Origin of the sequence: Streptomyces sp. XY431, assembly GCF_001279805.1 — a bacterium.
In the GTDB taxonomy this organism is placed as follows: Bacteria; Actinomycetota; Actinomycetes; order Streptomycetales; family Streptomycetaceae; genus Kitasatospora; species Kitasatospora purpeofusca.
Genome location: NZ_LGDO01000072.1, coordinates 1 through 19,625, shown reverse-complemented (window position 1 = coordinate 19,625; position 19,625 = coordinate 1). Strand labels below are relative to the sequence as shown.

The following is a 19,625-nucleotide window of genomic DNA, read 5'->3' as shown; positions in this document are numbered from 1 at the left end:
TCGGCACCGCGCTCGGTGTGGTCCTGGCGTTCTCGCTCGCCGAGGGCTCCTGGCAGTGGTTCTCCACCTATCTGGGGCTGACGCTGCTCGCGGTCGTCCTCGCCTTCGGCCGGGTGCCGGTCCGTGCTCCGGACCTCGCGCCGGGCCGGGTGCCGTCCCGGGCGTCGGGCCGGGTGTCGGCGTACGGCTGGAGCCTGGCGGCGTACTCGCTGGTGGTCGGCCTGTGCGTGGCGCTGGCGCTGGCGCCGGCGTTGCAGCGCTGGGACTGGCTGTTCCCGATGCCGGGCACCCGGGACAGCTGCGTGCAGGCGGGCCGGTACGAGAGCCTGCACACCCGGGCCGCGCTGGCGGACCTGGCGGACGCCGACCCGCAGGCACTCGCCTACGAGCAGGAGCAGCAGAGCCGGGTGGCGGTCGACGACTGCCTGTCGGCGACGACGACCCGGTGGCTGCCGGTGTACGCGCTGGGCACGGCGCTGGTGGTGGCCGGGGCCGTGTGGGTGTCCGGCCGGCGGCGGGCGGGCGCCGATGCGTGACCGGGCCCGGCGGAATCAGGCCCGGCGCCCGGCCCCGGTGATCAGGACGGTTCGAGCCGGCGGGTGATCCGGCCGAGGAGGTCCTGCAAGGGCTCGCCGACGTCCCGGCCGAACTCGGTGAGCCCGTAGGTGACCTGGGGCGGTGTCGTCGGCTCGACCACCCGCCACACCAGGCCGTCCTGGACCAGCGCCCGCAGGGTCTGCGCGAGCATCTTCTCGCTGATGCCCCGGATGCTGTCGCGCAGTTCGAAGAACCGCAGATCGTTGCTCTGCAGGGCGATCAGCACCCAGACGCCCCACCGGCTGGTCACATGGTCGACCGTGTCGCGCGCCGCGCAGTGGGTGTGAAACACCTCATACCGCTTGCCGGTCGCACCGCGTTCCAGCTGCACACCTTCCGTCATGTCCGGAGCTTACCCCGGGGTATGTCCTTACAAACGGTAAGCCAGCAGCTCTAGCGTCGGCAGTCCCACCGGGCGATGAACGAGGAGCTGACCATGATCGTGGTGACCGGGGCCACCGGAAACATCGGCAGGCCGCTGACGCGGGCGCTGGCGGAGGCGGGCGAGCGGGTGACGGCGGTGTCGCGGCGTCCGGCGCCGGTGCCGGACGGCGTCCGCCGGCTGACGGCCGATCTGGCCGAGCCGGCCGCCCTGGAGCCCGTGCTGACGGAGGCGAAGGCACTGTTCCTGCTGCTCTCGGGCGATCTGCACGGCCCGGTCGGCGCTCCGGCCGAGCTGGTCGGCCGGGCGGCGGCGGCCGGGGTCCGGCGGATCGTCCTGCTCTCCACCCAGGGCGTGGTGACCAGGCCGTTCGGTCCGACCCGGATCGCGATGCGCGCGCTGGAGGACGTGGTCCGTGAGTCCGTCCCGGAGTGGGCGATCGTGCGGCCGGGCGGCTTCGCCTCCAACGCGCTGTGGTGGGCCGAGTCCGTCCGGACGGGGCGGACCGTCGTGGCGCCGTTCGGCGACGTCGCGACGCCGGTCGTCGACCCGGCGGACATCGCCGAGGTCGCGGCCGCCTGCCTGCTGGAGGACCGGTACATCGGCGGGGAGTACGAGCTGACCGGCCCGGAAGTGATCAGCCCGCGCGGGCAGACGGCGGCGCTCTCCGCCGCGCTCGGGGTGCCGCTGCGGTTCCACGAGCTGTCCCGCGAGGAGGCCGCGGCCGCGATGGCCCGGAGCATGCCGGTGGAGCTCGCCGAGGACACCCTCGACATCCTCGGCGCCCCGAGCGCCGCCGAACTGGGGGTTGCCCCGGGCGTCCGGGAGGTGCTGGGCCGCGAGGCGAGGCCCTTCGCCGACTGGGCGGCGCGGCACGTCGACGCGTTCCGCTGAGCGGGGAGCGCGGGGAGCGCGGGGAGCGCGGGGCACGCGGGTAAGCGGGGCGAGCGGGCGAGCGGGTGTGCACAGGAGGTCGGACGGGCCGACTTCCTGTGCGCGCCCGGCCATCCGAAAGGCACTTGACCCGTCCGGGACGATAGGAGCGTGATCAGCAGGCAACGCGCGATCGAACTCGTCGAGTCCTACCTGGCCGTGAGGGAGTGGCCGTGGGACGGCCCGGCGCCCGAGGTGGCCGTCTACGCGGTGGAGGAGCACAGCGTCGGCTGGCTGGCCTTCTGGGACACCGCCGCCTTCGCCCGGACCGGGGACGCGCGGTCGAGCTTCGGGGGCGGCGGCAGCCATGTGCTGGTCGACCGGGAGGACGGGAGCCTGCACTTCGTCCCCAATGCCCGGGACCTGGACGAGGGCTGGGAGGACCACTACCTCCTCCAGGCCAAGGGCGTCCGCCGCCCCGACCCGCTGGCCGCCGAGGTCCGCGCCCTCCTCCGCTCCGCCGGGGCCGTCGCCGCGATGGGGCAGCTGCGCAAGCAGGCGCCGAAGCTGAGCCTGCGGCAGGCCAGGGAGTACCTCGTGGCCGTGCGCGAGGGCGCCGAACCGCCGGAGGAGCTGGCAAGCCTCACCCGCAAGGAGCCGAGGTGGCCGCTGCTGCCCGTCGAGACGCTGTCCGGGCCCGTCGAGCAGTAGCCACCCGGGCCGAATTGGCTGGCCACGGACAGGTCCGAGCTGCGACGATGCGCGGATGATCACTCTTCCCGACGAGCTCGGCCACCTCTCCTACGTCGTCTCCGGCGACGGACCGCCCGTCGTCCTCGTGCACGCCGGCGTCGCCGACCACCGGATGTGGGACGCCGTCGTGCCCGCCCTCGCCGAGCGCCACACCGTCGTCCGGTACGACCTGCGGGGCTTCGGCGAGTCCGCGCCCCCCACCGGGCCGTTCCGCGAGACCGACGACCTGCTCCGCCTCCTGGACCACCTCGGCCACGACCGGGTCCGACTCGTCGGCGCCTCCTGGGGCGGCCGGGTGGCCGTGGAGTTCACACTCGCCCACCCGGACCGCGTCCACTCCCTCGCGCTGCTCGCGGCACCGTGGCCGGGCTACGACTGGTCCGCCGACATGATCGCCTACGACGAGGCCGAGACCGCCGCGCTGGAGGCCGGCGACCTCGACGCCGCGGTCCGGGTGAACCTCGACATGTGGCTGCGCGGCCCGGCCCGCGGCTGGGACGAGGCGGCCGACGGACTGGCCGACCGGCTCCGCGACCCTATGCGGACCTCGCTGGTGAACCAGTCCGTGGTGGGCGAGCACTCCCAGGGCCCCTCGGCCCGCGAGGTGTCCGCCGTCGCCGTCCCCACCCTGGTCGGCGTCGGGCGGCTCGACGTCCCCGACTTCCAGGACATCGCCCGCCGCTACGCCACCGAGATCCCGGGTGCCACCCTGGTCGAGTTCGCCACCGCCGCCCACCTCGTCGCCCTGGACGCGCCCACCGAACTCGTCGCCGCCCTGGAGCCGTTCCTCGCCCGCTGAGCGCCCGCGCCGAGGGACGGTGCCGGGTGCCGGGCCGGCGCTGTCCGTACGGGCGGTGGCCGCCGCCGAGCACGATGGCGGCCACGTCCTGGAGGTCGACCTCACGAGGCCGAATCTCGTGTCCTCCGCCATGGCTGTCCAGCCACCACGAAGGCCCCGACCGCTCAGCGGTCGGGGCCTTCGTTCCGGTAGGACAGCCGAGGACATTCGGCTATACCAATATGCTTTTATGATATTCGCCGTTCCTCTGCCGTTCTACTGAAGTCCGCCAAGTAGATCGTGTCCTAACGGTGCGCGGGAATCCTGCGGTCCACTCTCTTTCTAGGCGACCGTCGAACAGAGCCTCAGGACCTGCCGGATCCTGGTGAAGCCTTCGAACCAGAAGCCTCTTGACGCGATTGCTCAGGGCGCGGAATGCCCGTCACGTGTTCACACGAGAGATTGGTACCAGATGACACTGAGATTCTCCAGTTCGCCTTACTGGCGAACGCTGTCCGGCTGGATCGCGGCGGTGGCATTGATTGCCGGCGCCGCCGTGGCGTTGGCGCCCGTACGGGCACAAGCTGTCGCTTCACCCATTTCCCTGGGTACAGCGAGCAGTTTCGCGGTCCTGGGCGGTCAGTCGGTCAGCAACACCGGTCCTTCCGTGATCACCGGAGACCTCGGGGTGAGCCCCGGGACAGCCGTCAGCGGATTCCCGCCCGGCACGGTGGACGGAACCATCCACTCGGCGGACGAGGTCGCCCTGCAGGCCCAGAGCGACCTGACCGTGGCCTACGACAACGCCGCCGGCCAGGCCATGGACGCCAGCCTCATCTCGCCGGGAGACCTCGGCGGCCAGACGCTCGTCCCGGGCGTCTACAACGCCTCCTCCTCCATCGGGCTCACCGGAACGCTCACTCTGGACGCGGGTGGCGACCCGAACGCCGTCTGGGTGTTCCAGGTCGGATCGACCCTGACGACCGCTTCCGCCAGCCAGGTGAACCTGATCAATGGCGCCGCACCCTGCAATGTCTTCTGGCAGATCGGAAGCTCCGCCACGCTCGGCACCAGTTCCACCTTCGTGGGCAACATCCTGGCCCTCACGTCGATCACCGTGACCACGGGGGCGACCATCGACGGTCGGGCCCTGGCCCGGAACGGGTCGGTGACGCTGGACACCAACACGATCACCCGTGAGACGTGTGCCGGCGGGACCACTGGCGGTACGACTGGTGGGACCACCGGCGGCACTACGGGTGGGACGACCGGTGGGACCACTGGCGGTACGACCGGTGGCACCACGGGTGGGACGACCGGCGGGACCACTGGTGGGACGACCGGCGGGACCACTGGCGGTACGACCGGTGGCACTACGGGCGGTACGACCGGCGGGACCACGGGCGGGACCACTGGCGGTACGACCGGTGGGACCACCGGCGGTACGACCGGCGGGGACTGCCCGCCCGAGCCGTGCCCGCCCGAGCCGTGCCCGCCGGAGCCGTGCCCGTGACGGTGACTGCGAGGCAGTCGCCCGCTCGGTGAAGGCGGCCCCGAGCGGCACACGACGAATCCCATGCAGATCGTCGCGTGCCGCTCGGGGGTGGCACCGGGCAGGCATTCAGAAGATCACAGCGGCGTGCGTGCGAGGGGAGCAACGAAGATGGAAACCACTGGGCGCGACACCTTGGCCGGTGCCGGCTGCCCACGGGATGTGGAGGTCCCGTCTTCGGCCGGGGAATCCGGCGGGCCCCCGGGCTTTGCCAGTCTGCCGCGCCCGCTGCGGGCGTCCGTGAGGACCGCTGCAGCCCTGTGTACGGCGGTCGCTCTTGTCCACGTGGTCATGGTGTTTCTGTTCGTCGCCCCTTCGAACGCAGTGTCGCAGCGCTACGGCAAGTACATCAATGCCTGGATCTACCCGCTGTTCGAGCAGAACTGGCGACTCTTCGCCCCGGATCCGCAATCGGTCACTCAGCAGATTTCCGCGAGAACCCTCCACACCTCTCCCGAGGGCAGCCGCGAGGTCAGTGACTGGTTCGACCTGACCGCCGTCGACGATTCCGCCGTCAACCACAACGTTTTCCCGAGCCACACCTCCCAGAACATGCTGCGCCGCGCCTGGGACGTCTATGCCGCATCGCACGGGAACGATGACCATTCGAAGTCGGAACGAGCCCTGATACTGCAGAAGTACCTGCGCAACATCGCAGTGAACCGTGTACCCGCCGACCGGCACAAAGCATTCGAGGACATCCAGTTGCGGGTGATCACACGGCCGATCGCCGCCGACACATCAGCCGGCCGCCGTCCCAGCACACCGACCCAGACCAGGTACCTGCCCTGGTGGAAGGTGGCATCCGATGGAAACTGAGCAGGCACCCCGCGTGGCGCCCGCACCGCACCAGCCGGCCGCACCAGCCTCGGCCGCGCACGCGCAGCCGCTGCTCGATCGCCTCGGAGCGCCGCGCACCGTCCTGACCGGGTCGCCGATCTCCCTCTACGCGGCTGCGGTGCTGCGCATCGGGTACGGGCTGCTCTACCTCGTCCTCCTGCTGAGGGAGTTCCCGCACCGCGACGAGATCTGGGGTCCCGGCTCGCCGTGGACGCCCGCACTGGCCGTCGAGCTGTTCCACCAGACGGACTGGTCCAGCATCCTGACCCTGTCCGACAGTCAGGCGTACTTCGAGGCCTGTTACGCGCTGGCTCTGGTCACCGCCGCGGTGTTCATGCTCGGCTGGCACACCCGGGCGGTGTCCGTCCTGTTCGCGATCGTGGTCGCCTCCTTCCACGCCAGGGCCGTCTTCATGACGGACGGAGGCGACAACCTCATCCTGCTGATGGCCCTGTACCTGCCCTTCACCGCGTGCGGCCGACGCTGGTCCCTCGATGCGCGCAGAGCCCGGATCCGAGCGTCCCAGGGCAGAGCCGCGCGATCGGCCGGAAGTCGCGGAGCAGGCGGCCTGGTGGGGCAGGTCGGCTACGCGCGCCGGCTCCTGACCACGGTGCTGCACAACTGCGGCATGTTTGTCATCGCGGCTCAGGTCTGCTTCCTCTACGGATCCGCAGGACTGTACAAGGTGCAGGGCGGCTCCTGGGGAAGCGGAACCGCCCTCCACTACGTCCTGAACCTCGACCTGTTCCGGCCGTGGCCCGCGCTGTCGCTCCTGGTGGACAGCCGTCCGATGCTGGTCGCCGTCGCGAGCTATGCGACCGTGCTGCTGCAAGTGGCCTTTCCGTTCGTCCTGTTCGGCAGGTACAAGTACCTCGTGCTCACCATGCTGCTCGGCATGCACGTGGGCATCGCGGTTCTCCTGGGACTCCCGGTCTTCTCCGGAGCAATGATCATCGCGGATGCCGTGTTCCTGCCGGACCGCTTCTGGACGGCCCTGGGACACGCCTGCCGGAGCATCCTGCGGCGAACAACGGAAGGCAGGGTGAGGGCGTTGTTCACGGCGGAAGCCACGCCCGTACCGCCGCAGACCGGATCGGCCGGCTGAAGAGCCGGCCCCGCAGGACAGGGAGGGCGGAGCATGTCCGACACCATGTCGCCAGTGATCGTCTACGACGGCAGCTGTGGCTTCTGTCGCGCAGCCATCCGCTTCCTCGTGCCGCGCCTGGCCCTGGCCGGCGTGGTCCAACCCTGGCAGGGAGCCGATCTGACGGCCTACGGGCTGACCGAGGACCAGGCCAGGGCCCGAATGTGGTTCGTCCAGGGCGACCGACGCCACGGCGGTGCCGCCGCCTTCGCGGCCTGGGCCCGGACCGGCAACGCCGGCGCCCGTGCCGCGGGCCGCCTGCTGTCGCTGCCCGGAATCGCCCGGATGGCGGCCGGGGTCTACTGGCTCGTCGCCAGGAACAGACATCGGATCCCTGGGCCTTGGGAGCACAGCTGCACGCTCTGAGCGTCTCCTGGAGGACCTGACAGCGAGCGGCGGCCGACCCACCTCGGCGAACGGCCGGTCGCCGCGGATGCGAAGGCCCGGGAAGCCGTGGACGAGGAGGTCACGCCGACCCGGCCCCGGCCCCGGCATGGTCCCCGGCATCGTCCCCGGCCCCGGCCTCGCCGCGCTCCTGGGCGGCCATGACCTCGTCGCCGCGCTCGAACGCCCAGGCGCCCACGGCCTCGATCGGCCCGAGGAAGCTGCGGCCCAGCTCGGTGAGCCGGTACTCGACGCGGGGCGGGGCGCCGGGCAGGGGCCGGCGGTCGACCAGGCCGTTGAACTGGAGGCGGCGCAGGGTCTCCGTCAGCACCTTGGAACTGATCCCGCCGATCTGCTCCCGCAGTTCGACCGGTCGCAGCGGGCCGTCCTGCAGCGCCCAGAGGACCACGGCGTTCCAGGTGTTGGAGAGCAGGTCGAAGGCGAGGCGGGCGCGGCAGTCGGCGAGGAAGGTACGAGTGGTCACGCACCGAATGGTGCCTGACGGGTTCTCTAGCGTCACGGGGGACAGGGAGTCGGACCGCGAGCTCCCGGTGACACGGAGGACGGCGTGATGAGGATCGGCGTGCTGGGCACGGGCAACATGGCGGACGCGCTCGCGACCCACTGGGCGCGGGCCGGGCACGAGGTGACGGTCGGCGGGCGGGACACCGCCGCCGCGGACCGCCTCGCCCGACGGATCGGGGGCGGCGCGCGGGCCGCCGGGCTGCGGGCGGCGGCCGCCGCCGGCGAGGTGGTGCTGGCCGCGCTGCCCTACGGCGCCGGGGCGGAGGTGGTGCGGGAGCTGCGCGCGGAGCTGGACGGCACGGTGCTGGTCGACTGCTCCAACCCCGTCGGCCCCGGCTTCCGGCTGCTGACGGACGGCGGGCCTTCGGCCGCGCGGCAGTTGGCCGGGGCGGCGCCGGGGGCCGAGGTGGTCAAGGCGTTCAACCTCTGCCACGAGGACGTGTGGCGGATGCGGCCGCCGGTCTTCGACGGCAGGCCGTTGGCGGTACCGCTGTGCGGGGACGACGCGGCGGCCCTCGCCCGGGTGTCCGAGCTGGTGCGGGACGCGGGCTGCCGGCCGGTGGCGGCCGGCGGTCTCGACCGGGCGGGCCTGCTGGAGGCGACCGCGGCGCTGTTCATCGGCCTGTGGGTCGGCGAGGGCGCGGACGTGCAGGCGATCGCGCCGCCGCTGTCCCACGCGAGCGGCGAACCGGCGGCGAGCGGGGCCGGAACGGCGGCTGACGGGACAGCGGCCGGCGGGACGGCGGCTACCGGGGCTGCGGGCGGACGGTGAGGATCTGTTCGGCCTGACCGACCGGGCCGTCGACATCGTGCAGCACGCTGCTGGTGAGGCCCTGGCCGGTCGGGCCGAAACTGGCCGTGGTGTCCAGACCGGTCCAGGGGCCGCGCGGCTGCCGGTGCAGATGGACGGTCAGATCGACATTGGGGAACATCCACTCGGCCGGGTCCTGCTGCACGGCGATGCCGTTCGCCGTGTCCACCAGCGCGACGAAGGACGCGAGGGCGCTGCTCGGCTCGCCCGCGACCAGGTCCACCCGCGAGGAGATCCAGGCCGCCGTACGGCCGCGGCGGGTCGGCGGCACCCGGCGGAGGTCGACCGAGGCGACATAGCCGCCGTCCCACTCCTCGTCCATCGCCCACGGCGCGAGTTCCCCGGGCGCGGGCAGCGGCTCGATCGGGCTGTCGGCGACGGCGGAGGTGTCCAGGGTGGCCAGCAGCCAGGCCCGGGCCCGGACCACGGCCCGGCCGCCGATCAGCACGGTCGCTTCCAGGAGCTCGATGGTCCGCCCGGGACGGACGGACTCCACGGTGATCTCGCACTCGTCGAGCGCGATGCGGCCGAGGATGTCGTAACCGATCCGCCCGAGCGTCAGCCCCCCGTCGCCCCCGGGCCGCTCCGCCAGCCACCGGTCGATCGCGTGCACCACCAGCCCGGCCAGCGGACTGAAGTGCTGCTCGTCGGCGCTCCACGCCCCACCCGCGTGCGCGGTCGGCTTGAACGCCCGGGCACCGGTTCGCTGGTAGTAACTCTCACGCGCGAGGTCGCTGCTGCTCACGGGATCCGCTCCTCGGCCGGGACAGGTGCATCGGTCACGAATCGTAGGCTCCCCCGGCGGCCCGGGTCGCCGTGATCTCCCGCACACGCTCGGGGGCGCGGCGGTGTCAGTGGTGCGCTGTTGACTGTGGGCCATGACCGTGCGCGACCTCCTGCCCCTGCTGCCCGATCCGGCCGAGCTCCGTGCCCGCTGCCGCGGGATCGCCCGCGGCGCCGAGGAGTGGCGGTGCGGGCCGGTGGAGTTCGGGCCCGGCGGGACGGACGGTGCCGAGGGGCTGTTCGGTCTGCTCGTCGACGGAGCCCCGGAGGCGTACGGGGATCGGGCCGGCGGTGGAAAAGCTGTCGAGGGGGAGCAGGGGCGGATCGTAGGCTGGGGCGCATGGCTCACAGCAAGACCTCCTTCGTCTGCCTGCCCTGCCGGGCCTCGTACAAGCAGGCGTACGGCAGGTGGACGGAGGAGCGGCGCTGTCCGCGCTGTGCCGGTGCGCTGATCCACGCGGGCTCCGCCTTCGCGGCGCCGCCGCGTCGGGACGCCGCGGCCTGGCGCACCCTCACGCTGCTGCTGAACGCGGGCGTCGGCTTCCACAAGAGCTGCTGCGGCGGCCCGGGTTACCGGCCCCGCACCCGGCACGAGGTGCGCGAGCGCACGCTGTACGCCCGCCGCTCCGGTGAGTCGCTGGAGCGGGCACTGCTGCACCGGGACGTCCCGTGGGAGCGGACGACCCGGTGAGCGGTGCGGGAAGTCGGGTGGGCCGACTTCCCGCGCGGGGTGGCGGGTTCAGCTCGCCAGGACGACCGGGCGGTGGGCCGCCGGGGTGAAGCCCTTGGCGATGAGGCGGACGGCCAGGGTGACCTCCCAGGCGAAGACCGGGAGGGCGGCCAGCGAGCCGATCGTCGACACCTGCGGGTAGAGGCCGAACAGCACGGCCACCGCCGAGGCGAGGATCAGCGGGCCGCCGATCAGGCCGAGCAGGGCGACGGGGCGGGGCACCAGCCGTGAGCGGTGCATCAGGAACGCCAGGGCGAGCGAGTTGGCGCCCAGGACGACGTTGGGGCCGAGCAGGAACGTCCAGTCGTGGACGGCGACCAGGGCGCGGGCGGCGGTGGCCGCCCCGGCGCCGGCGTCCTGCCGCAGGGTGACGACGGCGAGCATGCTGACGATGCCGACCGCGATCACCGCGGCCTCCAGCAGCCGCCCGCAGACGTAGCCGAGCGCCAGCGCCTCCTGCTGGCGCCGCAGCACCGGGTACAGCGCCACCCCGGTGCCGATCACCGCCAGCACCAGCACCACCTCGCACAGCGCCCCCGCCGCGACCCGGCCGTCCGCACCGGACCCGGCCACGTACGCGGCGCCGTCCAGCGCGGGCCGGTACAGCAACATCCCGGCGATCGCAGCCACTTCGGTCACGAGGAACAGTGCGCCCGTGATTACCGCCGTCTTTCTGTCCCCGGTCGCCTTCACCAGAACCAGCCCCTCTCCGTCGACCCCAGGTGTACGGCGTACACCTGGGGCTCACCGTAGGCGTACGCCGTACACTCGTCAAGCCGACGAGAGAGCCGACCAGAGAGCCGACGAAAGAGGATCCGGAGATGAGCGAGAGCGAAGGGGTGCGCCGCACCCCGCTGAACCGGGAACGCGTACTGGCCGCCGCCGTGGCCTTCGCCGACCGCGAGGCGGGCGGCACCGACGCGCTGAGCATGCGCAAACTCGCCCTGGAGCTGGGCGTGGTGCCGATGGCGCTCTACAAGCACGTCGCCAACAAGGAGGAACTGCTCGCCGGCATGGTCGACACCGTTGTCGGCGGGATCGACCCGCCCGCCGCCGGCGCCGACTGGAAGGGGGCCGTGCGCGAACGCATCCTGTCCGCCCGCCGGGCCCTGCGCCGCCACCCGTGGGCGCCGCGCGTCATCGAGTCGCTGCCCGCACCGACGCCCGCGGTACTCGGCCACCTGGACGCGGTGATCGGCCTGTTCCGGGCCGGCGGCCTCTCCGCCGACCTCGCCCATCACGCGATGCACGCCCTCGGCGGCCGGCTCCTGGGCTTCACCCAGGAACTCTTCGACGCCTCCCCGGAAGCGGCCCCCGATCCCCGTGTCGCGGCCCAACTCGCCGCCCGCTACCCGCACATCGCCGAGGTCGCCGCCTCCGCCGCGCACGCGGAGCACGCGGCGGAGGACGGCACGGCGGTCGGCGGCGGCTGCGACGACCAGTTCGAGTTCGAATTCGCCCTGGACGTCCTGCTCGACGGCATCGAGCGCCTGCACCTGGCCGATTGGACCTCGGCGGGGGCGCGTCGTGCCGTACAGTGATGCCACGGCCGTGGCGACGGCCGCGGCTGTGCGTTGTGGCCCGTGCCCATGGCGCCTGTGACGGCCGGAAGTTGAGTCATCGCGATCACCCTCGGTCCACCGTGCCCATGAGCATGTGCCGAGGCACGGGCGGCGCATGCCAGAGGAAGCACGATGCCGCGACACACCTTCGGCGATGCCATGCCGCCGCACCTTCAACTCGCTGCAGTTCGTTGCACGCTTGAGGTCGTTGACCAGCTCCAGGGCATCCTGAAGTACTCCGTGCTCGGCCATCACGATTGGGTGCGGATGTGCATGTACCGCACAGGTGATGCGATGGACACGATCGGCTATCTCGTGGGTGTGATTGGGGCGCACCTGGAGCGAGAGGGTGGAAGCTCGCGGGGCATCCGGAACCTGCTTCGCGCCGATACCGAGCGACTTCGGACGATCGGGTCGCGGTTCCCCGGAAGGGGGTTCGCGAAGTACGACCTGGAGCGGATGCCGGACCCGGTCTGTGATCAGGTGCGAACCTCCCTCGCCTATGTCGTGGTCCGCCTACCAGTGATGTTGGGGTGCGCCGTACGATCCGGAAATGTGCGATGGCCGAACAGATGCCTGGGGTTGATGGCTGATGCCATGGATGAACTTGCAGGACTCGCAAACCTGCTCGCGGCCGTTCGGGCGGATGAGCTAAGCGACGAGCTGCTGATGCGATATCAGCAGCTTTACCAGCAGAGGCCTCGTGCGGGTATGCCGTACGAGACTGACCGTGACTATTTGAAGGGATTGCTCGATCTGCCCGGCGAGGCGGACGGAGCAACCTGGAGTTATGTCGGCAGGTCCGCCGCACGTCGCATGCGAGAACCCCTGAGGGTCGACCCGTACGAGGCAATGGTCATGGCCATGTTGGTCGTGTTGGACGATGAGCTCGATGGGAGGAGATGGGAGGATCGCAGCCGCAGGCCTTGGCCCTTGGTCCGGAATGCCGCGGTGGGATGCCTCAATGGGCTGGAGCTGGCGTTGTTGGAGGACGGCGAGGATCCCCTATACTGGCTGGCCGATCATGACGGTGTATATGCCGAAAATGCAGCATTGGCGATGTCATCTCGATTGGCGAGCATCTATCCCGATGGGTCGAATGGTGGTGGGATGGAAATCCTTGATGTTCTGCACGCTACGTTCGACCGCGCCCCCGTTCGGAGCGAGCGGTGACCGCCGCTGGCGCGCGGCTCGTGTGGCTGCTGGTCGCCGTCCTCGTCTCCACCGTCGCCGCGCTGCTGGTGTTCATCCTCCGCTCCCGGCTCGGGGTGCGGGCCGGGGAGGCGGTGCTGTGGGCCGGGTCGGCGTTCGGGGGGAGCATGCTGGTGGTGCTCGGGGCGCTGGTGTTCGTGTTCGGGGGGTGAGCGGGTCGGCGGAAGCTGTTGCGGGTGATCGCGATAACGTCTTGAATGGTCCAGACCACAACGGGAGGACGCACAACCATGACCATTCCTCAGCGCACCGTCGTCCTGGGCACTTTGGGCTTCGGCACGATCGTCGACGAGGAGACCTCGTTCCGGATCCTGGACCGCTTCGTCGAGGGCGGCGGTACCGTCCTCGACACCGCGAACAACTACGCGTTCTGGCTCGACGGCGCCACCGGTGACGAGAGCGAGGCCGTCATCGGCCGCTGGCTGGCCAGCCGCAAGGTCCGCGACCAGGTCGTCATCAGCACCAAGGTCGGTGCCCGGCCCACCGTGCCGGGGGCCGGACTGGAGGCGGCCGAGGGGCTGTCGGAGAAGGCGATCCGGGCGGGTATCGAAGGCAGTCTGCGGCGGCTCGGCACGGACCGCGTCGAGGTGTACTGGACGCACATCGAGGACCGTTCGGTGCCGCTCGCCGAGACCGTGGAGGCCCTCGCCGGGCTGGTGACCGCCGGCAAGGCGGGTGCGGTCGGCGCCAGCAACCACGCCGTGTGGCGGGTGGAGCGGGCCCGTGCGCTCGCCGGGGACGGACCGCGCTACTCGCACCTGCAGTACCGCTACTCGTACCTCCAGCCGCGCTTCGACGTGCCGCTGCTGTCCTCCGCCCATGTGCACGTGACGTCCGAACTCCTGGACTACGTAAGCTCCGAGGGGGATCTGCGGCTCTGGGTCTACAGCCCGCTGCTCTCCGGCGGGCTCACCCGCGAGGACGTCGAGATCGGCGCCGCCTACGACCACCCGGGCACGCCGAGGCGTCTCGCCGCGCTGCGGGCGGTGGCGGAGGAGACCGGGACGACCGTCAACCAGGTGGCGCTCAGCTGGCTGCTCGACCACGAGGCAAGGATCCTGCCGCTGGTCGGCGTGAGCCGGGCCGCCCAGCTGGACGAGGCGCTCGGCGCCCTCGACCTGACGCTCACGGCGGAGCAGCGGAAGCGGCTGGACGAGGCCGCGCTGTAGTCGAACCCGCGAACCCGCGAACCCGGGGGCCCGGTCGAGGGCCCCCGGGAACGGCCTGCTCAGGTCGTCGGGTAGCCGATTGCGGCGATGTCCTCGGCGAGATCGGCCAGTTCGACGTCCGGGTCGATGGCCGCCACGACCGCCGCCGTGAGCGGGCGCAGGGCGAGCACGTGCGCGACCGCCGCCGGCTCGGGGGCGTGCTCGGGCTCGTAGTACTCCTCGGCCCACTCCAGGTACGCCCGCGCCGGGTCGGCGGCGGCCAGCAGGGCGAACAGCTCCACCCCGCCCGTCGGCGCGGCCGAGGGCGCCTGCCACCCGTCGTCGCCCCCGGTGCCGTGCCAGAAGCAGACGGTGGCGAGCGGCACGCCGTCCCCCCCGCCGAAGGCCGGCTCCTCCGCCTGGGCGCGGAACGGCCCGGGCACCTCGGGGAGCAGCTGCGGCGCGGCGTTCGGCGCGGTGCGGTCGAGGCCGCGCGCGTACACGCCGGCGTCGGAGAAGACCATGAACCAGTCGTCGCCCTCCCCGTTGCGCATCGACGCCGTCTCCTCGCCCTCGCCCCACTGCGGGTCGAAGGAGTAGTAGCGGTCCTCCCAGTCGGGGCCGAGGATCGCTTCGAGCATGGCGAGCCCCCGGCACCGGTCGCGCAGCGAAGCGGGGTCGGGCAGGCGGGCGAGGAGTCCTCGCAGGTCAGGGATGTCGTGGGTGTCGTGCACACCAGGATTCAAGCACGTGCCACCGACAGCGGTCCTGCCCCCGGTGCGGCAGCGAGATCCGCAGCTGCTGGCCCCGGTGGTCGGACAGCCCCCCGTCGTCGACGAAGGCGTAGTGGTCCACCGCCGCCCCGTCGTTGGTGAACGCCCAGTCGAGGCGCCACCAGTCGGCGCCCAGGACGCCGCCCCAGCTGCCGGGGTAGAGGTCGCCGCTCGCCGCGCGGGCGTCGTGCAGGCGGGCGCGGAGCGGGTCGAGGTCGCCCATCGCGGGGCTGGTGTTGAAGTCCCCGGCGACCAGCAGGGGACGGGAGTTGGCGGCGGTGTCGCGCTCCAGGGCCGCGAACTGCTCGCGGCGGGCCGCGTCGGCCCCGCGCACCACCCGGTAGAAGGCGCGGCCGAACACCGACTCCCGGGTGTCCACCTGGACCGGGATGTGCACGTTGTAGAAGGAGACGGCGCGGCCCCGGACGTCGAGGTCGGTGCGCAGCACCTTGCGCCGGGTGAAGACCTCCGACCAGGGCGCGTCCGTCGCCACCGCCGGTCCTACGGTCGGCGTGGCGAGCACCGGGAAGCGGGACAGGGTGACCAGCTCGCCGGCCGCCACCACCTGGTAGCCGGGGAACTCCCGCCGGATCCGGTCGAGTTCGTCGATCGGTGTGTGCGTCCCGTGCACCCACGCCAGGTACTCCTGGAGCAGGTAGACGTCGGCGTCCTGGGCGTGCAGGAAGCGGTAGAAGGCGTCCGGGCCGTCGGTGGTGTCCCAGTACTCGGTGTTCCAGGAGAAGACGGTGATCCCAGGGCCGGCCGGGGCGGCGGCCGAACCCGGCTTCAGGGCCGACCAGTTGAGGCCGGTCCGGGGCAGTGCGGCGACCAGCAGCAGGACCGCCGTCGGCACCAGCCACCGCCGCAGGCCCGAGCCGGCGGCCGGGAGCGTCCACGCCAGCGCGAGCAGCGTCACCGGAACGGCGAGGAACAGCAGCGGCGGCGCCAGTCCGGGTATCAGCCAGAACCACCACCGCCCGTTCGCCAGGAGGTCCAGCGCCAGGAACGCCGCCCACAGCGCGGTGGCGGCCACCAGCAGGCGCACACCCGTGGAATGCCGGGAGCGGGGGGAAACGGAATCCGGATCCATGCGGCGGAGCGTAGCAGGGCGGGCCGCGCACCCGAATTCCGGTGCCCAGCACCCGGACGCCCCCGATACGGGGACGATATCCGCCCGATACGCGGTCCGCCTGAACTGGGCCCATGACCTTTTCCGTGACGGTCGTCGTCCCGGCCCACAACGCGGCCCGAACCCTTTCGGCCTGCCTGGACTCCGTGTACGCCCAGACCCACCGGCCGCACCAGGTGATCGTGGTCGACGACGGATCCACCGACGCCACCGCCAGGATCGCCCAGGCCTACACGGCCGATGCGGTCGACGGCGGCCCTGCCGGGGGCCCTGCCGGGGGCTCCGCCAGGGGCCCTGCCGGGGGCCCGCCGTGCGAGCTGATCCGGCAGTGGCCGAATCGCGGTGTTTCCGCCGCGCGGAATGCCGGAATCGCGGCCGCGACCGGTGAGGTGATCTTCTTCCTGGATTCCGACGAGGCCCTGACACCCGATTCGGTGGCGAATGCGCTGGAAATCCTGGAAAAGGATCCGGAATGCGGCTGCGTACACGGGGTGATCGCCCCGGAACCGCTCTTCGACGACGGACCGGTGGAGCGCTACCGGGTCCTGCACGCGCACTGGTGGCGGGTACGCGGCGCCGGTGTGGTGGAGACGGCGTTCTTCGCCCAGGCGGCGGTGCGGCGCGAGGTGTTCGAGCGGATCGGCGGCTTCGACGAGAGCCTGCGCGACTCCGAGGACCTCGAACTCAGCGACCGGCTGGCCCCGCACTACCGGATCGTGCTCACGGACCGGGTGGTCGCCCACCACGACGAGGTCGAACGGCTCGGCCCGCTGCTCGCCGAGACCTACCGGCGCGCGCTGCTGCTGGTGCCCGCGCTCGCCTCGTCGCGGCGCGGCGGGCGGCGCAACCTCACCGCCAACAGCCCGGCCTCGGTCGCGACGGCCGCGTTCACGCTGGCCGCGCTGCCGCTGGCCGGCCGGTGGCCGGTGCTGCCGGCCGCCGGGCTGGCCGCCTTCTGCGCCGCCAACGCGGGACTGCTGCGGTTCGCCGCCCGGCGGCACGGGGCGGCGTTCGCGCCGTACGCGGCGGGCGTGCACTTCCTGGTCGTCGGCTCGCTGCTGACCGGCGCGGGCGTCGGCGCCCTGCGGATGCTGCTGCCGGGGCGGCGGGCGACAGTGCAGGCGGCACCGCACACGACGGGGGAGCGGAACTGATGGCGGAACGGCTGCGCGCTCTCCTCACCCCCGCCATCGTGCTGGCCGCCCTGGTCGGCGTCGGCCTGCTGCTGCGGCACGAGGGCCCGGTCGCCGCCCGTGCCCTCGCCCGCGCCGACGCGGTGCCGCTGCTGCTCGCCGCACTGGCCGCCAACGTCGGCGGCCTGGTCCTCGCGGTGCACGCCTGGCGGGTGCTGGTGCCCGCGCCGCCGGGCAGTGCCCCCGGCACGCCGGGACCGGTCCGGGGACTGCTCGCGGCCCGGATCTACTTCCTCGGCCAGCTGTCCAAGTACCTGCCCGGCCGGGTGTGGGGCGTGGTCACCCATGTCACCCACGGCCGTGCGGTGGGCGTGCCGGCCGCCGCGATGACCTCCGCCTATCTGCTGAGCCTCGCGCTCACCGTCCTCACCGGAGCCTGCGTCAGCCTGTTCGCCGCGCCCGCCGTCCTACCGGGGCAGTGGTTCTGGCTGGTCCTGCCCGTCCTCGGCCTGCTCGCCTGCGTGGTCAGGCCCGCGCTGGCGACCCGGCCGGTGGTGGCGCTCGCCCGGCTGGCCCGCCGCACCGTGGAGCCGCCGCCGGACACCGCCGTCCGCCGGGCGATCGCGCTGGCGGTCGCCTCCTGGCTGGTGTCCGGGCTGCACCTGTGGTTCCTGGCGATCGCCCTCGGCGCGCCGGCCGTGAGCTCCGCGGGGCCGGCGATCGGGGCGTTCGCGCTCGCCACGGTGGTGAGCAGCCTCGCCGTGGTGGTCCCCGACGGCTGGGGCGTGCGCGAGCTGACCATCGCCGCCGCGCTCGCGACCGCGCTGCCCGACGGCACCGCGGCGACGGCGGCCGTCGCCAGCCGCGTCGTCTGCGTGGTCGCCGAACTCGGCAGCTCCGCCGTCGTCCTGGCGCTGGCCCGGGCCCGGCTCGGCGCCCCGGTCACCCGCACCCCCGCCGACAGCACAGCCAGTTCCACCCCCACCCCCGCCCCCACCCCGATCGGAGACTCCCGTGTACACCCTTGACGACGCCGAACGGTTCGAGGTCGGCGAGGTGCACGACCTGTACCGCCGCTACGTGAACAAGAGCCAGGTCTCGCTGATGACCTCCTTCGGCTTCGGCCGCGAGCTGGTCGCGCACGCCGAGGGCGCCCACCTCACCCTCACCGACGGCCGGCGGATCCTGGACGTCACCGGCGGCGTGGGCGTGCTCAACCACGGCCACAACCACCCCCGCATCCTCGCCGTCCGGGAGCGCTTCGCCCGCGAGCGCCGGATGGAGGTCCACAAGACCTACTTCTCGCCCTACCTCGCCGCCCTGGGCCACAACCTCGCCGAGGTGCTGCCCGGCGACCTGTCGATGTCCTTCCTCCCCAACTCCGGTGCCGAGGCGGTCGAGGGCGCCGTCAAGCTCGCGTTCAAGTACCACAACGGCAAGCGCCGGACGGTGCTGCGCGCGGACCGCGCCTTCCACGGCAAGCTCCTCGGCTCCGGCGGCCTCACCGGGCAGTCGCAGTTCGCGTTCCCCACCATCCCCGGCATCGACACCTTCACCTACAACGACCTCGCCTCCGTGCGGCGCGCCGTGGCCGCCCACCCCGGCGACGTCTACGCGATCCTGATCGAGCCGTTCAGCGCCTCCACCATCGAGGCCTGCTCGGAGGAGTTCCTGCGCGGGCTGCGCGAGCTGTGCGACCGGGAGAGGATCGTGCTGATCTTCGACGAGATCTACACCGGCTGGGGCAAGACCGGCACCCTGTTCCACTTCATGCGCTACCCGGGCCTGCTGCCGGACGTGCTCACCACCTCCAAGTCCTTCGGCGGCGGCAAGTCCTCCGTCTCGGCGTTCGTCGCCCGCGAACCGATCTTCCGCAAGGCCTACGACAACCTCGGCGACGCCCTGCTGCAGTCCACCTCGACCACCTACTACGGCTTCGGCGAGGAGTGCGCCACCGCCCTGGAGGCCGTCAACATCGCGATCGAGGACGACTACCCGGCCCGGGCCCGGGCGATCGGCGCCGTCCTCGAACCGGGCCTGCGGCGGCTCGCCGAGGAGCACCCGGACACCGTCGCCCGGGTGGACGGCGCGGGTGCCCTGTGGGGGGTGTTCATCGACGGCGGGCCGCGGATCCTCGACCTGGTCGCCAAGCTCGCGCCCGGCGGGATGGCGCGCGACCCCCGGTTCAAGACCAAGCTGGTCACCTGCGCCGTCATCAGCGCCCTCTACCAGGACCACGGCATCTTCGCCTACTACACCCTCAACGGCCGTAATCCGCTGATCATCGGGCCGTCCCTGATCACCGAACCGGCCGACGTCGAGCGGACCGTGGACGCCCTCGGCACCGTCCTCGACGAGGGGCTCGGCCGACTGGTCACCCGCTTCGTCAAGCAGAAGGTGGCCTCGCAGTGGTGACCCCGACCGGCCCCGACGCCCGTCCCGACGACCGTCCCGACGCAGGCCCTCGCCCCGACGCCCGCCCCGACACGGGCCCCGACGCCCGCCCGGCGGGGGGG

The 19,625-nt window shown here is 72.4% G+C and carries 23 protein-coding genes; 17 read left to right on the top strand and 6 right to left on the bottom strand.

What is annotated here, in order from left to right:
- Nucleotides 1-536: phosphatidylserine decarboxylase (locus ADK60_RS10825; RefSeq protein WP_053645202.1), on the top strand; the 536-nt coding region annotated here is incomplete at its 5' end.
- A 41-nt stretch (nt 537-577) separates the two neighbouring features.
- Here the strand turns inward: ADK60_RS10825 and ADK60_RS10820 are convergent.
- Entirely contained in the window at nt 578-940 is a 363-nt protein-coding gene (locus ADK60_RS10820) for a winged helix-turn-helix transcriptional regulator (protein ID WP_053645200.1), read from the bottom strand.
- A 93-nt stretch (nt 941-1,033) separates the two neighbouring features.
- On the opposite strand from ADK60_RS10820, the gene ADK60_RS10815 reads away from it, so the two are divergent.
- From ADK60_RS10815 to ADK60_RS10780, 7 genes are all read left to right on the top strand, one after another.
- Nucleotides 1,034-1,873 (top strand): SDR family oxidoreductase, encoded by an 840-nt coding sequence (locus ADK60_RS10815; protein ID WP_053645198.1) that lies wholly within the window; start codon nt 1,034-1,036, stop codon nt 1,871-1,873.
- A gap of 150 nt (nt 1,874-2,023) precedes the next feature.
- Nucleotides 2,024-2,563 carry a YrhB domain-containing protein gene (locus ADK60_RS10810; RefSeq protein ID WP_053645196.1) on the top strand — a complete coding sequence of 180 codons (540 nt, stop codon included), beginning with the start codon at nt 2,024-2,026 and terminating at the stop codon, nt 2,561-2,563.
- Between the two features lie 55 nt (nt 2,564-2,618).
- Nucleotides 2,619-3,404, top strand: a complete 786-nt coding sequence (locus ADK60_RS10805; protein ID WP_053645194.1) for an alpha/beta fold hydrolase — start codon at nt 2,619-2,621, stop codon at nt 3,402-3,404.
- Between the two features lie 451 nt (nt 3,405-3,855).
- Complete coding sequence (locus ADK60_RS41690; protein WP_079008231.1) at nt 3,856-4,896, top strand: ice-binding family protein; 1,041 nt, start codon at nt 3,856-3,858, stop codon at nt 4,894-4,896.
- Between the two features lie 63 nt (nt 4,897-4,959).
- Nucleotides 4,960-5,754, top strand: a complete 795-nt coding sequence (locus ADK60_RS10790) for a DUF5819 family protein (RefSeq protein WP_353651737.1) — start codon at nt 4,960-4,962, stop codon at nt 5,752-5,754.
- Nucleotides 5,744-6,880 carry an HTTM domain-containing protein gene (locus ADK60_RS10785; protein WP_079008230.1) on the top strand — a complete coding sequence of 379 codons (1,137 nt, stop codon included), beginning with the start codon at nt 5,744-5,746 and terminating at the stop codon, nt 6,878-6,880. The genes ADK60_RS10790 and ADK60_RS10785 overlap by 11 nt, the downstream gene beginning before the upstream one ends.
- Before the next feature lie 33 nt (nt 6,881-6,913).
- The gene (locus ADK60_RS10780) at nt 6,914-7,285 is read left to right on the top strand and encodes a thiol-disulfide oxidoreductase DCC family protein (RefSeq protein WP_199839638.1); all 372 of its coding nucleotides are present in this window, start codon (nt 6,914-6,916) and stop codon (nt 7,283-7,285) included.
- A 100-nt stretch (nt 7,286-7,385) separates the two neighbouring features.
- On the opposite strand, the gene ADK60_RS10775 is transcribed toward ADK60_RS10780, so the two are convergent.
- Nucleotides 7,386-7,787: a winged helix-turn-helix transcriptional regulator gene (locus ADK60_RS10775; protein ID WP_053645190.1), complete on the bottom strand. Its 402-nt coding sequence runs from the start codon at nt 7,785-7,787 to the stop codon at nt 7,386-7,388.
- Nucleotides 7,788-7,874: 87 nt separating this feature from the next.
- On the opposite strand from ADK60_RS10775, the gene ADK60_RS10770 reads away from it, so the two are divergent.
- Complete coding sequence (locus ADK60_RS10770; RefSeq protein ID WP_053645188.1) at nt 7,875-8,600, top strand: NADPH-dependent F420 reductase; 726 nt, start codon at nt 7,875-7,877, stop codon at nt 8,598-8,600.
- Here ADK60_RS10770 and ADK60_RS10765 read toward each other — a convergent pair.
- A complete protein-coding gene (locus ADK60_RS10765) occupies nt 8,575-9,384 on the bottom strand; it encodes a thioesterase family protein (protein ID WP_053645186.1) in 810 nt (269 codons plus the stop codon). The genes ADK60_RS10770 and ADK60_RS10765 overlap by 26 nt on opposite strands.
- A gap of 378 nt (nt 9,385-9,762) precedes the next feature.
- On the opposite strand from ADK60_RS10765, the gene ADK60_RS10760 reads away from it, so the two are divergent.
- Nucleotides 9,763-10,113: a hypothetical protein gene (locus tag ADK60_RS10760; protein ID WP_053645184.1), complete on the top strand. Its 351-nt coding sequence runs from the start codon at nt 9,763-9,765 to the stop codon at nt 10,111-10,113.
- 48 nt (nt 10,114-10,161) lie between these two features.
- Here ADK60_RS10760 and ADK60_RS10755 read toward each other — a convergent pair whose 3' ends face one another.
- Nucleotides 10,162-10,791 (bottom strand): DUF4386 domain-containing protein, encoded by a 630-nt coding sequence (locus tag ADK60_RS10755; protein WP_234371027.1) that lies wholly within the window; start codon nt 10,789-10,791, stop codon nt 10,162-10,164.
- Nucleotides 10,792-10,973: 182 nt separating this feature from the next.
- Between ADK60_RS10755 and ADK60_RS10750 the strand changes: the two genes are divergently transcribed.
- From ADK60_RS10750 to ADK60_RS10735, 4 genes are all read left to right on the top strand, one after another.
- The gene (locus ADK60_RS10750) at nt 10,974-11,693 is read left to right on the top strand and encodes a TetR/AcrR family transcriptional regulator (protein ID WP_053645180.1); all 720 of its coding nucleotides are present in this window, start codon (nt 10,974-10,976) and stop codon (nt 11,691-11,693) included.
- Nucleotides 11,694-11,846: 153 nt separating this feature from the next.
- A complete protein-coding gene (locus ADK60_RS10745) occupies nt 11,847-12,887 on the top strand; it encodes a hypothetical protein (protein ID WP_053645178.1) in 1,041 nt (346 codons plus the stop codon).
- Nucleotides 12,884-13,078 (top strand): hypothetical protein, encoded by a 195-nt coding sequence (locus ADK60_RS10740; RefSeq protein ID WP_053645175.1) that lies wholly within the window; start codon nt 12,884-12,886, stop codon nt 13,076-13,078. The genes ADK60_RS10745 and ADK60_RS10740 overlap by 4 nt, the downstream gene beginning before the upstream one ends.
- A 78-nt stretch (nt 13,079-13,156) precedes the next feature.
- Complete coding sequence (locus ADK60_RS10735; RefSeq protein WP_107094577.1) at nt 13,157-14,095, top strand: aldo/keto reductase; 939 nt, start codon at nt 13,157-13,159, stop codon at nt 14,093-14,095.
- A gap of 59 nt (nt 14,096-14,154) precedes the next feature.
- Here ADK60_RS10735 and ADK60_RS10730 read toward each other — a convergent pair whose 3' ends face one another.
- Both ADK60_RS10730 and ADK60_RS10725 read right to left on the bottom strand, forming a co-directional pair.
- The gene (locus tag ADK60_RS10730; RefSeq protein ID WP_053645172.1) at nt 14,155-14,808 is read right to left on the bottom strand and encodes a hypothetical protein; all 654 of its coding nucleotides are present in this window, start codon (nt 14,806-14,808) and stop codon (nt 14,155-14,157) included.
- Nucleotides 14,783-15,937 (bottom strand): endonuclease/exonuclease/phosphatase family protein, encoded by a 1,155-nt coding sequence (locus ADK60_RS10725; RefSeq protein WP_159400383.1) that lies wholly within the window; start codon nt 15,935-15,937, stop codon nt 14,783-14,785. The genes ADK60_RS10730 and ADK60_RS10725 overlap by 26 nt, the downstream gene beginning before the upstream one ends.
- Nucleotides 15,938-16,050: 113 nt before the next feature.
- On the opposite strand from ADK60_RS10725, the gene ADK60_RS10720 reads away from it, so the two are divergent.
- Genes ADK60_RS10720 through ADK60_RS10710 form a run of 3 tightly spaced genes read left to right on the top strand, consistent with a single transcriptional unit; the run spans nt 16,051 to nt 19,524 of the window.
- Nucleotides 16,051-17,130, top strand: coding sequence for a glycosyltransferase family 2 protein (locus tag ADK60_RS10720; protein WP_063783113.1), 1,080 nt, complete (start codon nt 16,051-16,053; stop codon nt 17,128-17,130).
- Complete coding sequence (locus ADK60_RS10715) at nt 17,130-18,137, top strand: lysylphosphatidylglycerol synthase domain-containing protein (RefSeq protein ID WP_053645166.1); 1,008 nt, start codon at nt 17,130-17,132, stop codon at nt 18,135-18,137. The genes ADK60_RS10720 and ADK60_RS10715 overlap by 1 nt, the downstream gene beginning before the upstream one ends.
- Nucleotides 18,124-19,524 (top strand): aspartate aminotransferase family protein, encoded by a 1,401-nt coding sequence (locus ADK60_RS10710; protein WP_053645164.1) that lies wholly within the window; start codon nt 18,124-18,126, stop codon nt 19,522-19,524. The genes ADK60_RS10715 and ADK60_RS10710 overlap by 14 nt, the downstream gene beginning before the upstream one ends.
- Nucleotides 19,525-19,625 lie beyond the last annotated feature (101 nt).